Origin of the sequence: Spirosoma terrae (assembly GCF_010435915.1) — a bacterium.
Taxonomy (GTDB): domain Bacteria; phylum Bacteroidota; class Bacteroidia; order Cytophagales; family Spirosomataceae; genus Spirosoma; species Spirosoma terrae.
Window position 1 is genome coordinate 1,110,806 of sequence record NZ_JAAFZH010000001.1, and the last position, 16,597, is coordinate 1,127,402.

A 16,597-nucleotide genomic window follows, 5' to 3' on the forward strand; every position below is an offset into this window, starting at 1 on the left:
GTGTAGGGTATATGATGTATTTGTTCTTGTACATCCATTAGATACTCTACAACCGATAGTATCTTAGAAGCTCAGATTTAAACCCACCAATATCGTTTTCGCTACTGGATACGAGCCACCGTCGACGCCAATTTGCCGGTCGTTTCCAGCTGAATAGGCCCGCAGATTAACTTCAGGGTCCATGCCAGAGTATTTAGTAACTGTAAACAGGTTTTGCCCCTGAATATAAATCGATGTAGAGCCCAGTTTCAGACGCGATAGTAATGCCTGTGGGAGTTGATACGTCAGCTGGATATTCTTCATGCGGAAATACGAACCGCTTTCGAGGTAATACGTAGATGGCAGAATGCTAACCTGATCGCTTGAACGAAGCTGTGGTAAAATGGCATCGGTGCTGCCAGGGCGCCATGATTGATACAGCATCCGGGTGCTGCGGTTGCCCCCAAACGTTGGGAAGTCGGTCCAGTATTTGGTGTAGTTGAAAATCTTATTGCCCTCAACGCCCTGCCCAAATAACGTCAGTCCGAAGTTTTTGTAATTCAGGCTGACATTCACACCATAGCTGAAATTAGGGTGCGGATTGCCAATAATGCTAAGATCGCCAGAATTGATCACGCCATCGCCATTGACATCCCGGAATTTGAACCGGCCCGCTACGTTCTCTGCAGCGGCATTCCCAAATTGTACAGGATGGGCTTTGGCCTCTTCGTTCGACTGGAAAATTCCGTCAACAGTATAGCCGAAAAAGGACGCAATCGGGTAGTTCTGTTGGGTAACAACGAAGTTCTGAATCCGCTCATCGTTGATGCCAAAATACTGCGTACTGGGATCTCCGTTAGTTTTGGTCACTACGTTACGATACGTACTGAAGTTGGCCCCGATGCTGTACGTAAATCCGCTATTGCCGATTTTATCGTTGTAATTCACCATCAGATCAACACCTCGGTTACGCATCGAGCCAATGTTTTGGAACGGCACTGTCGCCACACCCTGAGTCAGGGGAGCCTGAACCGGGAATAGCATGTCGGACGTAGTACGGGTATACCAGTCGAAGGCTACGTTCAATCGGTTCTTAAGCAACGTAGCATCAAAACCGATATTCAGACTGGTGGTCGTTTCCCATTTGGCTTTAGCATTCCCGAACTGAGTCAGTTCATAGCCTGGAACGGCTGAGGTGCGCGTACCATTAATGTCGTAAAACGACGTAATAGGGTTGGTGCTGAATTGTGTAAATGAGTTATAGTTGCCAATTTCCTGGTTACCCGTTTGTCCGTAACCGGCTCTGATTTTTAGGTCATCGATAAACGTAGTGGTTTTAAAGAAGTTTTCTTTTGAGATACGCCATCCAGCACTAGCCGCCGGAAATATAGCCGACCGGAATTCAGGTGCGAAGCGGGAGGAACGGTCTCTACGTATAGTCAGATCAAGTAGGTATTTATCATCCAGCGCATAATTGACTTTGGCAAATTCCGATGCCAGTCGCCAGTTCGAAGCGCCCCCGTTATTGGTCTGTACGCCGGTTCCTGCGCTGAGGTAGCGGTTTTCAACATCATCAACGGCAAAGTTGGTCCGGCTGGCGTCGAAGAACTCATAATAGCTCTTGATAGACTCGGTTCCGGCGATGATATTAAATCGGTGCCGGTCGCCGAGATTGACGTTGTAGGTCAGCGTATTATACCAGGTCCAGGTCCATTCGTAGTTATTGCTGGTTTGCAAGCTGTTAGAGCCACGTGCTTCGGATGCTTCGATATTGCGAATGGAATAGTTTCGATAGTTAAACAGGTTATAATCGATCCCAAAGCTGGTCCGGGCTGTTAGGTTAGGAAGAATGTCGACTTCAGCAAATGCATTACCAAACAGACGAATTTCCTTTTGTACATTGTCTTTGTTTCGATAGAGGTCAGCCATCGGGTTGAAGGCATTATCGAGGTCGCCACCACGTGTACCCGCAAAATTTCCTGCTACGTCATACACTGGAATAATTGGTTGAATCCGATACGCGAAGGAAATAGGGTTACTCTCGGCGTTGTTTCCGTTAGGTTGGCCAATACGCTCGCCATAGGCTATCTGAAAATTCTGACCCGCCCGAATCCGTTTGGTAATGTTGAATTCTGTATTGGAGCGTAGTGAATAGCGTTTGTAGCCCGTATACTTCATAATACCGTCCTGGTTGAAGTAATTGAGCGACATCGCGTAACGCCCGTTTTCGCCACCTCCCGATACGCCTATCTGGTGATTCTGGATGGGCGCAGTCTGGAAAATTTCTTCCATCCAGTTTGTCCCTATTTTATTGGCTTTGGTAATGAGCAGGAAATTGGGCGAGTTAATATCGTTGTTGTAGTTTTTATACGTACCATCGGCGTTCTGGGCAACGCGTGGATCTCCTTCCATTGCTCCGCTAGGTAGAATATAATCGGGAATCACTGGTGTGGCTCCATTGCCAAACTGTGAATGGATTGGGTTTCCATTAGCTCCCACAACGCCCGAATTTTTACGGGATTCCCAAATCAGATTCGCATATTCCTGCGTGTTAAGCATATCGAGTAGCTTACCATGCCGTTGCGAGCCATAGTACATGTCGTAGGTGAATTTGGGCTTACCGGCTTTTCCTTTTTTAGTCGTGATAATGACAACGCCATTACCCGCCCGGGAACCGTAAATAGATGCCGCCGATGCATCTTTCAGAATCTGCATACTTTCTACGTCGTTCAGATTCAGCGTATTCAGGTTTCCTTTTGTTGGAACACCATCAACCACATACAGTGGTGAGTTATCGTTAATTGTCCCGAATCCACGAATACGGACCATAACCCCACCGCCTGGCGAGTTCTCGTTGCCGACCTGCACACCGGCCACGCGGCCTTGCAGAGCCTGGCCTACGTTGGTTGACGGCACCGATAGAAGTTGCTTGGAGTCGACCGTTGCAACGGCACCCGTAATATCACGTTTTGCCTGAGCACCGTAGCCCGTTACAACGACTTCGCTTAGCGTTTTAATGTCGGGTACTAAGGTTATGGTAAGCGTTGTACGGCTGCCAATTGTTACGTCTTGAGAGGTATATCCAATGGCCGAAATAGTAAGAACATCGCGTCCGGGAGCTACGTTCAGCGAAAATTGACCCGTAGCATCAGTGACCATGCCTGTTTGGGTCCCTTTGACAACAACGTTGGCTCCAGGCAGAGGATTATTGTCGTTGCCATCTAAAACCCGACCGGTAATTTTACGATCCTGGGCAAACACCTCTATGCACACAAGCCAGCATACCAATACCAGCGGCCATGTGCTGCGCACATTCCGTAGAAGTTTGTAAATCATAAGATCTTAATTAGAATAGGTAGTATAAACAAGCTAATGCTTGGGTATTAATGCTTAAAGTAATGAATGATTATTTTATAATCAATTTATCTTTATTTTTTATGAAATAAATTTTGTCTAATAAAAAACCCGACTTGTGCAAAAAGTCGGGTTGTTAATAAATTACTGGTACTAAGTAGAAATACTAGTATTAATTGAGTTGGAGTTCGTCGATAACCCGTTGAACCTTTGCTTTCAGTTGTGCATACGTATTATCGAATGCTTCCTTGCTTTCCAGTGGCTCGCGAACACTGACGTAAAACTTGATTTTGGGCTCTGTACCGGACGGACGGGCCGAAACTTTAGTCCCGTCGGCCGTGAAGAACTGCAATACGTTCGACGACTCGATACCCATCTTACCGGCTTCAATTGGGCTTGCCTGTCCACTCTCATCGGTTCGGGTAAGCGCTTTGTAATCATCAATACGAACAACCGCTGAGCCTGCGATGGATTTGGGTGGGTTAGCGCGGAAGTCGGCCATCATCTGCTGGATTTCTTCAGCGCCTGATTTCCCTTTTTTAGTTAGGGAAACCAGTGCTTCGTAGTAGAAACCATTTTCCTGGTACATAGCCATCAGCAGATCGAACAAGCTTTGCCCGCGATCTTTAGCGTAGGCAGTAAGCTCGGCAATCATCGCGCAGGAGGCTATAGCGTCTTTATCGCGAACAAAATCGCCGATTAAATAACCGTAGCTTTCTTCGCCACCACCTATAAACTGTTCCTTGCCTTCCAGCTCGCGAATAACTTCAGCGATGTATTTGAAACCAGTTAGCGTATTATAGCATTTTACGCCATAACGCTCGCACATCTGATCGATCAGATCAGTGGTTACGATTGTTTTGGCTACGAATTCTTTGCCCGTCAGTTTGCCCGCATCTTTCCAGGCATTAAGGAGGTAATAAATAATCAGGCTGGCCATTTGGTTACCGTTCAGCAACTCAAACTCGCCGTGGTGATTGCGGGCACCGGCACCAACACGGTCAGCATCCGGATCGGTTGCCATAACCAGATCGGCATTGATCGACAGGGCCAGATCAAGAGCCAGCTGCATGGCTGGGCGCTCTTCCGGGTTTGGCGATTTTACAGTCGGGAAATTGCCATCAGGAGTTGCCTGTTCTTCTACAATATGGACATTCGTGAAGCCAAGCGCATCAAGGGCACGTGGCACTAACGTAATTCCTGTACCGTGAATAGGGGTGTAAACGATATTTAGATCAGACTGACGTTTGATAACATCCGGATTGACGGCGTTAGACTTAATCCGTTCGATGTAGGGCGCGTCGATCTCTTCGTCAATGAACTGAATCTTTGTCGGTACGCCTTCAAATTTGATGTCATCGACCGAGGTAATTTTATTTACTTCAGCAATGATAGCTTTGTCGTGAGGAGCGACTACCTGAGCACCGTCGTTCCAGTACACTTTGTAGCCGTTGTATTCGGGAGGGTTGTGGGAAGCGGTTACAACAATCCCGCTCTGGCAACCTAACTGGCGGATAGCGAAAGACAGTTCAGGCGTTGGCCGAAGAGCGCTAAATAAATACACCTTGATACCATTGGCCGAAAAAATGTCGGCTACCAATCGCGCAAACTCAGGGCTCATCCGACGACTGTCGTGAGCGATAGCCACGCTAATGTCCTGATCGGGAAAAGCCGCGTTGATATAGTTCGAAAGCCCCTGAGTAGCTGCGCCAACAGTGTAACGGTTCATTCGGTTGGAGCCTACACCGACCACACCGCGTAAGCCACCTGTGCCGAACTCAAGATCACGATAAAACGAATCGGTAAGCTCGGTAATATTGCCTGAATCAATTAGATGTTGGATCGTTTCTTTTGTAGCGGCATCGTAGTTTCCACTGAGCCATTGGTCAACGCGCTGCTGTGTCGATGCGTCAAGGGGTGTTGTCATGCTAAAGGGCAGATTAATACATTAGTAGATTAGGCGTCAAAGTTACAATTCCCCTTTTGTCTGCCAAATCCTCAGGGTAGTTTCATCGATAGAATGGCCAGAATCCTCTGAGACGCTACGTCGTATAGAAAAAACGAAACCAGACTAACTGACAGTTGTACAGTTAATCTGGTTTCGGGAACGTAGTGTGCTACTATTGACTATTTATATATACCGTGACGTAATATGAGCTGTTCGCTCAGCTGTTTCAATTAGTAACGGATGGCGTGGCTGACTAAGGGCCAGGTCAAGTTCTGCGATCGTGTCTTTAAATAAAAAATGGACAGGCACCGGGTATGACTCACCTTCGCTTTTTTGATAAATAAGGGCGGGACGTACCGTTCCTGAGGCAGCTAGTTGATTGTACTGTTGCTTGGCACCGATAAACTCTTCGTCAATGGGGCCAAACGTAATAACCTGGTCGGGTAAGGGATTGGCTTTACGGTTTGCAAGCTGATTATCAAGTTCCGCCAGTAATCGTTTCAGATGAGAGGTATCTTTTCCGGTGCGAATACGTTCACGCAGTGATTGCCGAATCAGGTACGTTAGCGAGTTCGATAAATTCAGTCCGATCTCAGCCATTTGTTTGAATATAAGCGATGAAGGCGACATGCCCGGAATCGTATTCGGATCATGCAGCAGTACGCGGCCATCGGGCGTAAGAAAACCATCAATTCGCGCATAAACGTTTATGCCTAATCGAGTGAAGACTTCGGATACGGCCAACTGAATCTTGCGATTGTTTTCTAACGTAGTGTCGACCGGAATACGCTTTTTAGTCGTGTTGAGCTTGTACTTTGATTCAAAATCGAAGCTCGTTACGTTATAAATTTCCGTTGGCGGTAGGGCGATAGCCATCTGATCGTCGTCCTGAATAACTCCGCATGAGAATTCCTGTCCGCTGATAAATTCCTCAAACAGAACTTCATCTTCGGCATTAAGCGAGGACAACGTGATTGCTGAGCCTGCCAGTTCGTCCAGTCGTTGGATGAATGCCTCAGGATGGCGAATAACTTCTCCTGTCTGTTCAATAACAACCGGAAAACTAATTCCTGAGTCCAGACTGACCATTTTTTGCGCTAGCTCCTGCTTTTCCCCGGCCGATAGGTTGTTCCAGGCACTGAGCTTACTCCAACCATCGGGTTGAATGCTCATCGTGAAAAAGCATTGCTCAACAGCCTGACAGAACTTTTCTAAATCAGCTTCACGTACGATTGCTACGCCAATTGATGATCCCTGATGTGGAGCTTTTACAACGATTGGCAAGCCTAGGTGTTCGATTAACGAATTGAAAAACTGGGCTTTATCGGCCCGCTCGTAGGCATCACGGCTGATGGTTGCCGTTTTTTTCTGCTGCCCGTTTGCCAGAGCAATCAGTTCATTTTGGAGGATTTTATTGATACCCACTGCCGAGCCAACTAATCCTGGGCCTGTGTAAGGCATTTTATACCATTCCAGTAAGCCCTGAATAGCACCATCTTCGCAGTCGGGACCGTGCATCGCCAAAAAGGCCAGGTCAAAATAATTGCGAAAATGCTCGGGACGAATTTCGGGCAGAGTCGCTTCCAGTACGTTTATATCCAGCGATTCATCATAAACCGAAAAACCGGAACTATCCTGAGGCAACGCATCACGTAAGGATGGGTAGTCGAGAAAATCGGGCTGAACCAGTCTAAAACGGCCACGTCCATCTACGAATATCAAAACTGGCTCGAATAAGCCCTTATCTAAATTGGCCAAGGCTGTGCGCCCACCTGCATACGACACCTCACGCTCTCGCGCCGGTCCACCGAAGAAAATGCCTATTTTCACTGAATTGAGGAATAATGCGATTCGCAAAGAAACGAAAAAGCCGCCTGTTTTCGGACAGGCGGCCTAAAATCAATAGGTCAAAATGTATATAAAAAGCTACTATGCCTTACGTAAGTAATATAGATAACAACAACTTTTTGACAAACTAAGCTATCTACTAAAAGGCAGGCGTAATATTTATAGCTTCAACTTTCGTTATTTCAGGTACTGCTTTCAGAATAGCTTCTTCCAGGCCACCTTTGAAAGTCATAGCCGACATGGGACAGGAGCCACAGGAACCAACCAGTTCAAGCCGAACCGTTTTATCGTCGGTTACTTCCAGGACTTTCACGTTGCCTCCGTCGGCAGCCAGATAGGGCCGCATACTGTCGAGCGCGCGTTCAATTCTTGTAATCAGTTGGTCGTTATTAACTACCGCTTCCATGAATACTGTGATTTACGGTAAATTTACAATTTGTGGTTTATTTATGCAACTTCAACGCGCTTTGTTCGGTCGAGGGTGGCATTCCGAATAGCAACTTGTTGAGCCAGCGCTTCGGCAGCGGCCTGAAAGGCGTCACTGGCAATTGGTTCGCCGACACTGATAGCAGGACGGCCTTCATCGCCAGCCTCCCGTATGCCCTGTACCAGCGGAATCTGACCTAATAAGGGTACGTCAAACTGCTCGGCCAGTTGTGTTCCGCCACCTTTACCAAAAATGTAATACTTATGATCAGGCAATTCGGCCGGAGTGAAGTAGGACATATTTTCGATAACACCCAGCACTGGTACGTTAATTTGTGGTTGCCGGAACATGGCTAGTCCCTTTGTTGCGTCGGCCAGCGCTACTTTTTGGGGCGTTGTCACTATAATGGCACCGGTGACGGGTACGGTCTGCACCAATGTCAGGTGAATATCGCCGGTTCCTGGAGGCATATCGATCAGCAGGTAGTCTAACTCACCCCAGTCGGCGTCTGAAAAGAATTGTTGCAGTGCCCTCCCGGCCATGGTTCCGCGCCAGATAATGGCCTGGTTTGGCGCAACCAAAAAGCCCATCGATAGTATTTTAACGCCAAACTGACGTATCGGCTCCATTTTGGTTTGACCGTCTACCTGGTATATTTTGGGCTGAATATTTTCCGCGCCAAACATGGTAGGCATAGACGGCCCGTAAATATCGGCATCAATGATCCCAACTTTAGCGCCTGATTTATGAAGTGCAATGGCTAAGTTAGCCGTTACCGTCGACTTGCCTACACCGCCTTTGCCCGACGACACGGCTATGATGTTTTTAACACCAGGCAGCGTTGGCGCGTTGGCGCGCGTTGAGGTGACGTCAGAAGTCATATTGATCTTAACCTCAATGTCAGGACCAATGTGGGTATGAATGGCGTCTTCACAGCGTTTGCGAATTACTTCTTTTAACGGGCAGGCTGGCGTCGTTAAGACAACCGTGAAGCGGACCTGATCGATGCTGAGCTCAATATCTTTCACCATATTCAGGGTAACGATGTCGCGCTTTAAGTCGGGTTCTTCAACGTGGCTTAACGCTTGTAAAACTGATTCTTTGGATAATCGGTAATCAGACATTGGCTAGTGAGTAATGTAGAGTGTAAGATAACGTGTATGAGGCCTTTACAGGCTACGCATCATGCATTACACATTTTTCTAAACGACGATGCACCTCTGCCAGTTCCGCCGAAACGTCTACCTTCTTCGATAATGCTTCTAATTGCGCCAATAACTTGGCCAGAAACTGGCGGTGAGCCACACTGGTATCGTCGTATAGAGGCCGATGGGCCAATGATTTACTTACTTGCGACCACTCGGCCACAAAGTGGCATAAGCTGGCGTCAAAGGCGCTTTCGGCAAGCTTGCCGAAAATATAATCGTGTGCCTGTTTATTCGGATGAACAAGATCCGCTTCATAAAAACGATAATCGCGCAGGTCATCGATCATGAGTTCGTAAGCAGGAAAATAAACTACCCAATCGTTCCAGATGGTTAGTTCGTGCGCCATGACACGTAGCAGCGACTTGCTGACCTGGTTGAGCGGAATGGTTTCCCGAGTGTGACGTACCGGGCTGACCGTTAGAATCACTGTCAATTTTGGATTCGCATTACGAAGCGTCTTCAACAAACGATTCATGTCGTCGCGCAGATGATCGATTTGATAAAGATATTTCTCGAAAAGCTTACCGGGCATTTTATGGCAGTTTGCTACGACCTTACCAGTATCTATATGTCGATACACAACCGCCGAACCGAGTGTGAGAATCAGAAAGTCGGCCTGCCGAATAGCCGTATTGGTGTCGGACAGTTGCTGTATCAGTTTACTACGTAATAAATCCTTACTCGTAGCCCAGAGTGAGGAGTGAAAATCGTAGTGGAACCAAATGCCAGCTCGCTCAACGTATCGATTCTCGTCAGGAAGAGTGGCATTGAGCGACATGGTCAGAAGCTTGGCCATTGATACCGGATTGAATATAGTTCCAAACGGATTGTCTAAAACCGTTAGTTTATGATCGGAAAGCCGACGGCCCATGACCTCTGCAAAACATGATCCAATCGTTACGATCCGGCTGTTCAGAGCGATGCGATTAGGAAAAGATTCGGGAGAAAACTCGGTATGAAACTGCATACAGAATAAACAAAAAAAACACCTGATTAGCTCCTGGATTTTTGTTTATTTTTTGTGGTTTAATGGCTGATTATTAGATGGTTAATTGCTATTGTTTAAGGGTGTTTGATTTAAGGCTACTTATCCGGCACAGTAAGCAAAACGACGCGTTAGATAAAAAAGAAGCGACGAAAGGTTTATTTGTTAGTACCCGTATGTCGCTATATGGAGATATTTTTTACTTTCACCATAGAAACCATTCTTTTCGACATACACAATAGTCCAATGACCCTCCAGAAACGTATCAAAGGATTAAGTTTTGAATCGCTACATGAATTAATTAATCAGGCTCACCATGAAATTAATCGCCGACAACAGTTTATAGACAAAATTCCACAATTGCGTCTTCAGGAAATATCATTTTCCATTCGTGCCAGGGATTTACTCTATCGGACAATTGCGGAAAAAAGGAAGCTGGTTTATTGGCAGGAGGCTCAGAAGTTAACTCTTCGGGAAACGCTGAAAGTACTCGATCCCAGCGACTGGAGACAAATTAAATATAAAAATACAAAAGTCTTTGAGGAGATTTCGACCATTTTTGAGCGCCATAAAGCTCCACTAGAATGGTACTACAGCGAGATCGAAGCGAAAGTATAGTCATAAAAAAAGTCGACCAAGATAAGCACCTGGCCGACTTTTTTGTGGTAGCAAGTGGGCTTATTCAGCCGATACTACTTCGAACTTCACTTTGTGCTTCACATCTTTGTGAAGATCCAGTAAAGCCTCGTAAGTACCAAGAACCTTTACGTCATCAACCGAAATTTTCTTCCGGTCAACGTCGAAGCCTTTTTCACGTAGCGCATCAGCCACCTGCGTGTTGGTAACACGACCAAAAATTTTGCCGCTGTCACCTGCTTTGGCAGGGATCGTCAGAACGGTTTCGCCAATACCATCAGCGATAGCCTGTGCATCATTTTTGATTTTCTCGGCTTTGTGAGCAGCCTGACGAATGTTTTCGGCAACGATCTTTTTATTAGAGTCGGTAGCCATGACTGCATAACCCTGAGGAATCAGGTAATTGCGTCCATAACCTGGCTTCACCGCTACGATGTCGTTTTTGTAGCCCAGGCCGGCAATATCAGTTTTTAAGATAATATCCATTTTTGAAAATAGTTTTCAGTTAACGGTTTGTGCGTTTACAGTTTCTAGGCTAGGCCAACCGAAAATCACAAACCGAAAACTTTATTTCAGTGAATCACCTACATAAGGCAGGATAGCCAGATGGCGAGCGCGTTTGACAGCCTGGGCCACTTTGCGCTGATTTTTCAGGCTCGTACCTGTTAGACGGCGTGGCAGAATTTTGCCCTGCTCGTTCAATAATTTGAGCAGAAAGTTGCCGTCTTTGTAGTCGATATATTTGATACCAGCTTTCTTAAAGCGGTCGTATTTTTTGCGGTTCTCGGTTTTCGAGACTGATTCGTTTTGCAAACTCATGATTACTGGGCCTACCCGGCGTTTTCGGTTTGTTTTTTCTTACCTACTAATCCATTGCGCTTACGATCGTTGTACGCAACAGCGTGTTTATCGAGCGATACCGTCAAATGGCGGATTACGCGCTCGTCACGGAGATACTCGGTGTTGAGTTTCTCGATGATCGTGCCGGGAGCTTTGAACTCGAAGAGTTGGTAGTAACCCGTGTTCTTGTGCTGGATCGGATAAGCCAGTTTGCGAAGGCCCATGCTCTCTTCGTGAACGAGTTCCGCCCCGTTATCGGTCAGCACTTTGCGGAACTTGTCAACGGCGTCCTTTATCTGAGTTTCAGATAAAACGGGAGTCAAAATGAACACCGTTTCGTAGTTATTAGGAAACATTGTACGTAATTGGTTTGAAATGAGGGCGCAAAGGTAGGTAAAAAACTTTTTAGTTGCCAGTTCCCGGTTAAATAAGTCATAAAAAAAGACGGAAGCACTTCCGTCTTTTAGTCATTCAATGCGCTACGTGGTTTTCCGTTACCGGACGGTGAAGGCACCTTCACCAATGCGGAATCCTTCGCAATAGATTTCGATCGTGTATGCACCGGGGTTGAATCGCTGACCACCGCGACCATAGATGAAATCGACGGTTTGACGACTGTTGTCGAAATTGAACCGTTGCATGGCCGTGTATATCATGCCCTGACCATTGTAGGTGAATTCGCCTGAGCCCGTTGCCATATCGGCTACTACGGCTCCGCTGGGGTCGAGCAGGCGCATATAGAGTTCTTTTTCTTCCTGCTTAGCCAAACCATTAGGGGCCAGACGTACCGAAATTTTAATCTTATCGATCTTTTTAGCTTTGTAACGATCCCCATCGCTTTCTTTTCCGCGTTTGTTGATCGCATTGGCCGTAACCGTTTCGGCACGTAGCGCAGCGGCAATCGTGACTTTTTCGGACAGCTCCTGGTTCTTGGTGGCTACGGCCACAACAGAATCGCTCAGGGTCTGTTTTTCGGCTTTAAGACTGTTATTTTCCTGCGTTAACGATTCATTCTGCTGGCTCAAAACGCCATTTTCTTCTTTTAATCGGGCAATTTCCTGGTCTTTCTGAGCTAGCAACGCCTGATAGTTTCGAATCTTCTGCTCATATTTCTTGCCATCGAACGAGTTGACGTTACGTAGTTCGCGTTTGTCGATTTCCAGTTGCGATTTCACCTTCATCAACGAATCCACATTGCCGCCCAGTTGCTGAATTTCTGCAATTTTAGCGTCCAGCTGTGCCGAAATAGAGTCGAGTTTTGTTTTGGCAGAAAGCACTTCTTCCGTTTTAGCGGCAATGGTAGCGTCTTTCGTTTTGTTGTCCTGGCGCTCCTGGTAGTAGAAATACAGCAATAATATGTTCAATGCAGCCAGAATCAGTAGGGCGGCCAGCAGATAGCTGCGACTATTGTTTCGGGATTGGGGTCTAGGTTCCATTGGAGTTATTTAGTAAATCAGATAGTTGTAGTTAGATCCAGTCAAAACTAAATGTTTCACGGATTTATTGCACCAATAAGATGGTTTAAGGCCAAAAGCTACACGTTTTCGCGTAGTTCTCAAACCTATCTTTGCACAATATTAATAAACGGTCGGCTTAGCACCGACTTTTAGGTTATGATGATTGCCGATAATATTCGTCAGATTGAAGCTGAGTTAGGCGGCCGGGCAGAGCTGATTGCTGTCACGAAAACAAAGCCTGTTGAGATGCTACGGGAAGCCTACGATGCCGGGTGTCGAAAATTTGGAGAAAACAAAGTTCAGGAAATGGTGGACAAGCAGCCGCAGCTTCCTGACGACGTAGCGTGGCATTTGATTGGGCACCTTCAGTCGAACAAAGTGAAGTACATTGTGCCGTTTGTTACGTTGATCCACTCGGTCGACAGTTTGAAGCTATTGCAGGAAATAAACAAGCAGGCTGCGAAGCATGATCGGGTCATTGATTGTTTACTTCAGATTTACATTGCTGATGAAGAAACCAAGTTTGGGCTCTCGACAGACGAAGCAGAGCAGTTGCTGAACGATCCCAACCTGGAAACGCTTACCCATGTGAAAATTGTTGGCCTTATGGGATTGGCCACGAACACGGACGATGAGAACAAGATACGGCTGGAGTTTCGCGGACTGAAGCAACTGTATGATAAACTCGCTACGTCGACCAGGGCCAATGTTTGTTTCTCCGAATTGTCGATGGGAATGAGTGGTGACTATCAAATTGCTGTTGAGGAGGGGAGTACACTCGTTCGGGTGGGGAGCGCTATCTTTGGCAGTCGTATGTATTAACTATCTGAGCTAGGATTTCAATAATCTCTGAACCGGAATTTCAACAAGATTAGAACGATTTCAGCAAGATCATGTGAATCTTTTTAATCTTGTTAAAATCCCGGTTCAGAGATTGTTTTCTGGTTCTGACAAACTTTATCAGATGAAATTTTTTATTCAGGCAGGAGCAACATTAGGATTGCTGGGAGTGGCAATTGGTGCTTTCGGAGCGCACGCATTACGGGCAATGCTTGACGCATCGGGCAGAACGGCAACGTTCGAAACTGCGGTTAAATACCAGTTCTACCACGCGCTGGCCCTGGTGCTGGTAGGCGTATTAATGCAGCTATTTGGCAGTAATCCAACCATAGTGAAATTACTAAACTGGTCGGGTTATTCGTTTTTAGGGGGAACGTTAATTTTTTCGGGCTCCTTATATATCCTCTGCTTCACGGGGATAACCTGGTTGGGCGCTATTACGCCATTAGGCGGTGTGGCCATGATAGCTGGATGGGCTTTGCTGCTCTGGGCGTTTTTATAGAAAGATGAAATGTAAAAGGGAAAAACTGTCATTCATCATTTCCCATTCATAATTCATCATTCAATCCGTATCTTTGTCGTCTGATTCTGAGAATAATGCAAACGAATATACAGGCTGAAACCGCTCGTCGGCGGACATTTGCCATCATTAGTCACCCGGATGCCGGAAAAACAACATTGACCGAAAAGTTACTGTTGTTTGGTGGAGCCATTCAAACGGCGGGGGCTGTTAAATCTAATAAAATTAAGAAGACGGCTACGTCCGACTTCATGGAAATTGAGAAGCAACGGGGAATTTCGGTTGCTACGTCGGTTATGACGTTTGAATATGACAATCTCAAAATAAATATTCTGGATACGCCTGGTCACAAAGACTTTGCGGAAGATACGTACCGGACACTAACCGCCGTCGACAGTGTTATTCTGGTGATCGACTGCGTCAAAGGCGTTGAAGAGCAAACGGAGCGATTGATGGAGGTTTGCCGGATGCGCGATACGCCGGTTATTATTTTCATCAATAAGCTTGACCGGGAAGGACAGAACCCGTTCGATTTGCTCGACGAACTGGAAGAAAAACTGAACATTCGCGTGCGTCCAATGACCTGGCCGGTCAATATGGGGTCAGACTTTAAAGGTGTTTACAGCCTGATCGAGAAAAAATTATATTTCTTTAAGGTCAACAAAACCAAAGTAGAAGACGACGTACTGCCAATTGAGCTAGATGATGCGCTGCTTGACCAGAAAGTTGGTGAACGCGATGCGGCTCAGCTTCGGGAGGATGTTGAACTAATTGAGGGCGTTTATGATACGTTTGATCGGCAGGCGTATCTGGATGGTAAACTGGCACCGGTTTTCTTCGGGTCGGCGGTGAACAATTTTGGTGTTAAAGAACTGTTGGAGGGATTCTGCCATATTTCGCCCGAGCCAATTGCCCGGCTGACCGATAAGCGCGAGGTGTTGCCAGAGGAAAAGAATTTCAGCGGTTTCATTTTTAAAATACACGCTAACCTCGATCCGCGCCACCGCGACCGAATTGCTTTCCTGCGGATTTGTTCCGGTGTGTTTGAACGGGGAAAATTCTATCATCATACGCGGCTGGATAAAAATGTGCGGTTTGCCTCGCCATTTAGCTTCATGGCCGATAGTAAAAGCGTCGTGGAAGAAGGCTTTCCGGGCGACGTAGTTGGTTTATACGATACGGGTACGTTCAAAATTGGTGATACGCTGACCGAAGGAGAGGAACTACAGTTCCAGGGTATTCCGAGCTTTTCGCCCGAAATCTTTAAAGAACTGGTCAACCTTGATCCAATGAAATCGAAACAACTGGACAAAGGAATTCAGCAGTTGACAGACGAAGGCGTGGCTCAGCTATTTACGCTTGGCATTGGCAATCGTAAGCTCGTTGGAACGGTTGGTGAACTTCAGTTTGAAGTAATTCAATATCGGCTGGAGAATGAATATGGGGCCAAATGCCGGTGGGTACCGCTGAATTATACCAAAGCTTGCTGGATTACGGCCGAAAACCCGACCAAGCTAACCGAGTTTATTCGCCTTAAAGGAAACCAGATCGCCTACGATAAAGATATGAATCCTGTTTTTCTGGCAGAATCGGACTGGATGCTACGTATGAACCAGCAAAATAATCCTGATATTCAGTTTCATTTAACATCCGAGTTCAACGTAGCGGTGTAGCCGCTCGATTGGATTCTGGTCATATCGAAAACTACTGAAGGCAACTTGGGTTAGTTTATCATCACTAAACGAACAATACTGATGATGAATGTAATCACAACCGTTGCCTTCGCTGTTTTTATGACGGGCGCGGCAATAGCACAGGATAAACCCGCTAAACGTACGGCAAAAACATCGTCGTCAACCACAGGCACCCTATCGCCCGTAGATGCCGCGCGCTCAAACCCGTCGGCAGCCAATACGCACGATGGTACAATGGGTGCATCGACCGGAACAGGAACTACGCTTGAACAAAATCAGGCGGCCAATGCCGGTGGAAATCGTACTACGTCGACCGACGCCACCAGTAGCGTTCGCAAAAAAGCATCGACGGTGAAGGCTAAAAAAAAGAAGACCAGCACGGATAGCCAGTAGGCTTTTGATCGGCCTGTCATTTAACGGAAGTTTAATAACCTTTGCGTTTACAGGCTCGTTAAGCTATTGTTTTACTTATCTAACAAGACTATGAAAAAGGTAATCATGCTAGCCGTTGTTGCACTGCTTATGACGGGTGGTGCATTTGCTCAGGACGAGAACAAGAAAGATGCGAAAATGGCCCATAAAGAAATGAAAAAAGAGGCCAAGCAGATGAAGAAGGATGCCAAGAAAGAGGGCGACGATGCCAAAGCGGATGCTGCTAAAGACATGAAGCATATGCACAAGGAAATGAAGAAAGAAGCGAAAAAAGAGAAAATGAATCGCTAGATCTGATTAACCTTGTCAAGCGAAAAGCCTCCCGAGCCCTTGGGGGGCTTTTCGCTTTAAGTCAAGAGCAATCTTGGGGGCGCCGGAAACACGTAGGAAAGAGAAGAGGTTTAGACGCAATTAATAACTAATCATATT

The 16,597-nt window shown here is 46.4% G+C and carries 16 protein-coding genes; 6 read left to right on the forward strand and 10 right to left on the reverse strand.

Annotated features, from left to right (window positions below; translation table 11 throughout):
* Positions 1-63 precede the first annotated feature (63 nt).
* From GK108_RS04860 to GK108_RS04885, 6 genes are all read right to left on the reverse strand, one after another.
* Entirely contained in the window at positions 64-3,315 is a 3,252-nt protein-coding gene (locus GK108_RS04860; RefSeq protein WP_163943583.1) for a SusC/RagA family TonB-linked outer membrane protein, read from the reverse strand.
* A 190-nt stretch (positions 3,316-3,505) separates the two neighbouring features.
* Positions 3,506-5,260, reverse strand: coding sequence for a phospho-sugar mutase (locus tag GK108_RS04865; RefSeq protein ID WP_163943586.1), 1,755 nt, complete (start codon positions 5,258-5,260; stop codon positions 3,506-3,508).
* A gap of 204 nt (positions 5,261-5,464) precedes the next feature.
* Entirely contained in the window at positions 5,465-7,111 is a 1,647-nt protein-coding gene (locus GK108_RS04870) for a D-alanine--D-alanine ligase family protein (protein WP_163943589.1), read from the reverse strand.
* 157 nt (positions 7,112-7,268) lie between these two features.
* Positions 7,269-7,535: a NifU family protein gene (locus GK108_RS04875; protein WP_163943592.1), complete on the reverse strand. Its 267-nt coding sequence runs from the start codon at positions 7,533-7,535 to the stop codon at positions 7,269-7,271.
* Between the two features lie 41 nt (positions 7,536-7,576).
* Positions 7,577-8,680, reverse strand: a complete 1,104-nt coding sequence (locus tag GK108_RS04880) for an Mrp/NBP35 family ATP-binding protein (RefSeq protein ID WP_163943595.1) — start codon at positions 8,678-8,680, stop codon at positions 7,577-7,579.
* A gap of 52 nt (positions 8,681-8,732) precedes the next feature.
* A complete protein-coding gene (locus GK108_RS04885; protein WP_163943597.1) occupies positions 8,733-9,731 on the reverse strand; it encodes a GSCFA domain-containing protein in 999 nt (332 codons plus the stop codon).
* 264 nt (positions 9,732-9,995) lie between these two features.
* On the opposite strand from GK108_RS04885, the gene GK108_RS04890 reads away from it, so the two are divergent.
* On the forward strand, positions 9,996-10,367 hold the full coding sequence (locus tag GK108_RS04890; protein ID WP_163943600.1) for a hypothetical protein: 372 nt from the start codon (positions 9,996-9,998) through the stop codon (positions 10,365-10,367).
* Between the two features lie 60 nt (positions 10,368-10,427).
* Here GK108_RS04890 and rplI read toward each other — a convergent pair whose 3' ends face one another.
* The 4 genes from rplI to GK108_RS04910 all read right to left on the reverse strand — a co-directional run bounded on the left by rplI (position 10,428) and on the right by GK108_RS04910 (position 12,661).
* Positions 10,428-10,871 (reverse strand): 50S ribosomal protein L9, encoded by a 444-nt coding sequence (gene rplI, locus GK108_RS04895; protein ID WP_163943602.1) that lies wholly within the window; start codon positions 10,869-10,871, stop codon positions 10,428-10,430.
* Between the two features lie 81 nt (positions 10,872-10,952).
* Positions 10,953-11,204: a 30S ribosomal protein S18 gene (rpsR, locus tag GK108_RS04900; protein WP_012925715.1), complete on the reverse strand. Its 252-nt coding sequence runs from the start codon at positions 11,202-11,204 to the stop codon at positions 10,953-10,955.
* Between the two features lie 11 nt (positions 11,205-11,215).
* Positions 11,216-11,581 (reverse strand): 30S ribosomal protein S6, encoded by a 366-nt coding sequence (gene rpsF, locus GK108_RS04905; RefSeq protein ID WP_163943605.1) that lies wholly within the window; start codon positions 11,579-11,581, stop codon positions 11,216-11,218.
* A 138-nt stretch (positions 11,582-11,719) separates the two neighbouring features.
* Positions 11,720-12,661 carry a hypothetical protein gene (locus tag GK108_RS04910; protein WP_163943607.1) on the reverse strand — a complete coding sequence of 314 codons (942 nt, stop codon included), beginning with the start codon at positions 12,659-12,661 and terminating at the stop codon, positions 11,720-11,722.
* Between the two features lie 180 nt (positions 12,662-12,841).
* Between GK108_RS04910 and GK108_RS04915 the strand changes: the two genes are divergently transcribed.
* From GK108_RS04915 to GK108_RS04935, 5 genes are all read left to right on the forward strand, one after another.
* A complete protein-coding gene (locus GK108_RS04915; protein WP_163943855.1) occupies positions 12,842-13,504 on the forward strand; it encodes a YggS family pyridoxal phosphate-dependent enzyme in 663 nt (220 codons plus the stop codon).
* A 142-nt stretch (positions 13,505-13,646) separates the two neighbouring features.
* Positions 13,647-14,024: a DUF423 domain-containing protein gene (locus GK108_RS04920; RefSeq protein WP_163943611.1), complete on the forward strand. Its 378-nt coding sequence runs from the start codon at positions 13,647-13,649 to the stop codon at positions 14,022-14,024.
* A 95-nt stretch (positions 14,025-14,119) separates the two neighbouring features.
* The gene (locus GK108_RS04925) at positions 14,120-15,715 is read left to right on the forward strand and encodes a peptide chain release factor 3 (RefSeq protein WP_163943614.1); all 1,596 of its coding nucleotides are present in this window, start codon (positions 14,120-14,122) and stop codon (positions 15,713-15,715) included.
* A gap of 81 nt (positions 15,716-15,796) precedes the next feature.
* Positions 15,797-16,129 carry a hypothetical protein gene (locus tag GK108_RS04930; RefSeq protein ID WP_163943617.1) on the forward strand — a complete coding sequence of 111 codons (333 nt, stop codon included), beginning with the start codon at positions 15,797-15,799 and terminating at the stop codon, positions 16,127-16,129.
* A gap of 90 nt (positions 16,130-16,219) precedes the next feature.
* The gene (locus GK108_RS04935; protein ID WP_163943620.1) at positions 16,220-16,459 is read left to right on the forward strand and encodes a hypothetical protein; all 240 of its coding nucleotides are present in this window, start codon (positions 16,220-16,222) and stop codon (positions 16,457-16,459) included.
* The last annotated feature ends 138 nt before the right edge of the window (positions 16,460-16,597 follow it).

Excerpts from the sequence above, each read along its gene's own strand:
- GK108_RS04860 (WP_163943583.1), bottom strand. The coding sequence starts at position 3,315 with ATGATTTACAAACTTCTACGGAATGTGCGCAGCACATGGCCGCTGGTA.
- GK108_RS04865 (WP_163943586.1), bottom strand. The coding sequence starts at position 5,260 with ATGACAACACCCCTTGACGCATCGACACAGCAGCGCGTTGACCAATGG.
- GK108_RS04875 (WP_163943592.1), bottom strand. The coding sequence starts at position 7,535 with ATGGAAGCGGTAGTTAATAACGACCAACTGATTACAAGAATTGAACGC.
- GK108_RS04880 (WP_163943595.1), bottom strand. The coding sequence starts at position 8,680 with ATGTCTGATTACCGATTATCCAAAGAATCAGTTTTACAAGCGTTAAGC.
- GK108_RS04885 (WP_163943597.1), bottom strand. The coding sequence starts at position 9,731 with ATGCAGTTTCATACCGAGTTTTCTCCCGAATCTTTTCCTAATCGCATC.
- GK108_RS04890 (WP_163943600.1), top strand. The coding sequence starts at position 9,996 with ATGACCCTCCAGAAACGTATCAAAGGATTAAGTTTTGAATCGCTACAT.
- rplI (WP_163943602.1), bottom strand. The coding sequence starts at position 10,871 with ATGGATATTATCTTAAAAACTGATATTGCCGGCCTGGGCTACAAAAAC.
- rpsR (WP_012925715.1), bottom strand. The coding sequence starts at position 11,204 with ATGAGTTTGCAAAACGAATCAGTCTCGAAAACCGAGAACCGCAAAAAA.
- rpsF (WP_163943605.1), bottom strand. The coding sequence starts at position 11,581 with ATGTTTCCTAATAACTACGAAACGGTGTTCATTTTGACTCCCGTTTTA.
- GK108_RS04910 (WP_163943607.1), bottom strand. The coding sequence starts at position 12,661 with ATGGAACCTAGACCCCAATCCCGAAACAATAGTCGCAGCTATCTGCTG.
- GK108_RS04915 (WP_163943855.1), top strand. The coding sequence starts at position 12,842 with ATGATTGCCGATAATATTCGTCAGATTGAAGCTGAGTTAGGCGGCCGG.
- GK108_RS04920 (WP_163943611.1), top strand. The coding sequence starts at position 13,647 with ATGAAATTTTTTATTCAGGCAGGAGCAACATTAGGATTGCTGGGAGTG.
- GK108_RS04925 (WP_163943614.1), top strand. The coding sequence starts at position 14,120 with ATGCAAACGAATATACAGGCTGAAACCGCTCGTCGGCGGACATTTGCC.
- GK108_RS04930 (WP_163943617.1), top strand. The coding sequence starts at position 15,797 with ATGATGAATGTAATCACAACCGTTGCCTTCGCTGTTTTTATGACGGGC.
- GK108_RS04935 (WP_163943620.1), top strand. The coding sequence starts at position 16,220 with ATGAAAAAGGTAATCATGCTAGCCGTTGTTGCACTGCTTATGACGGGT.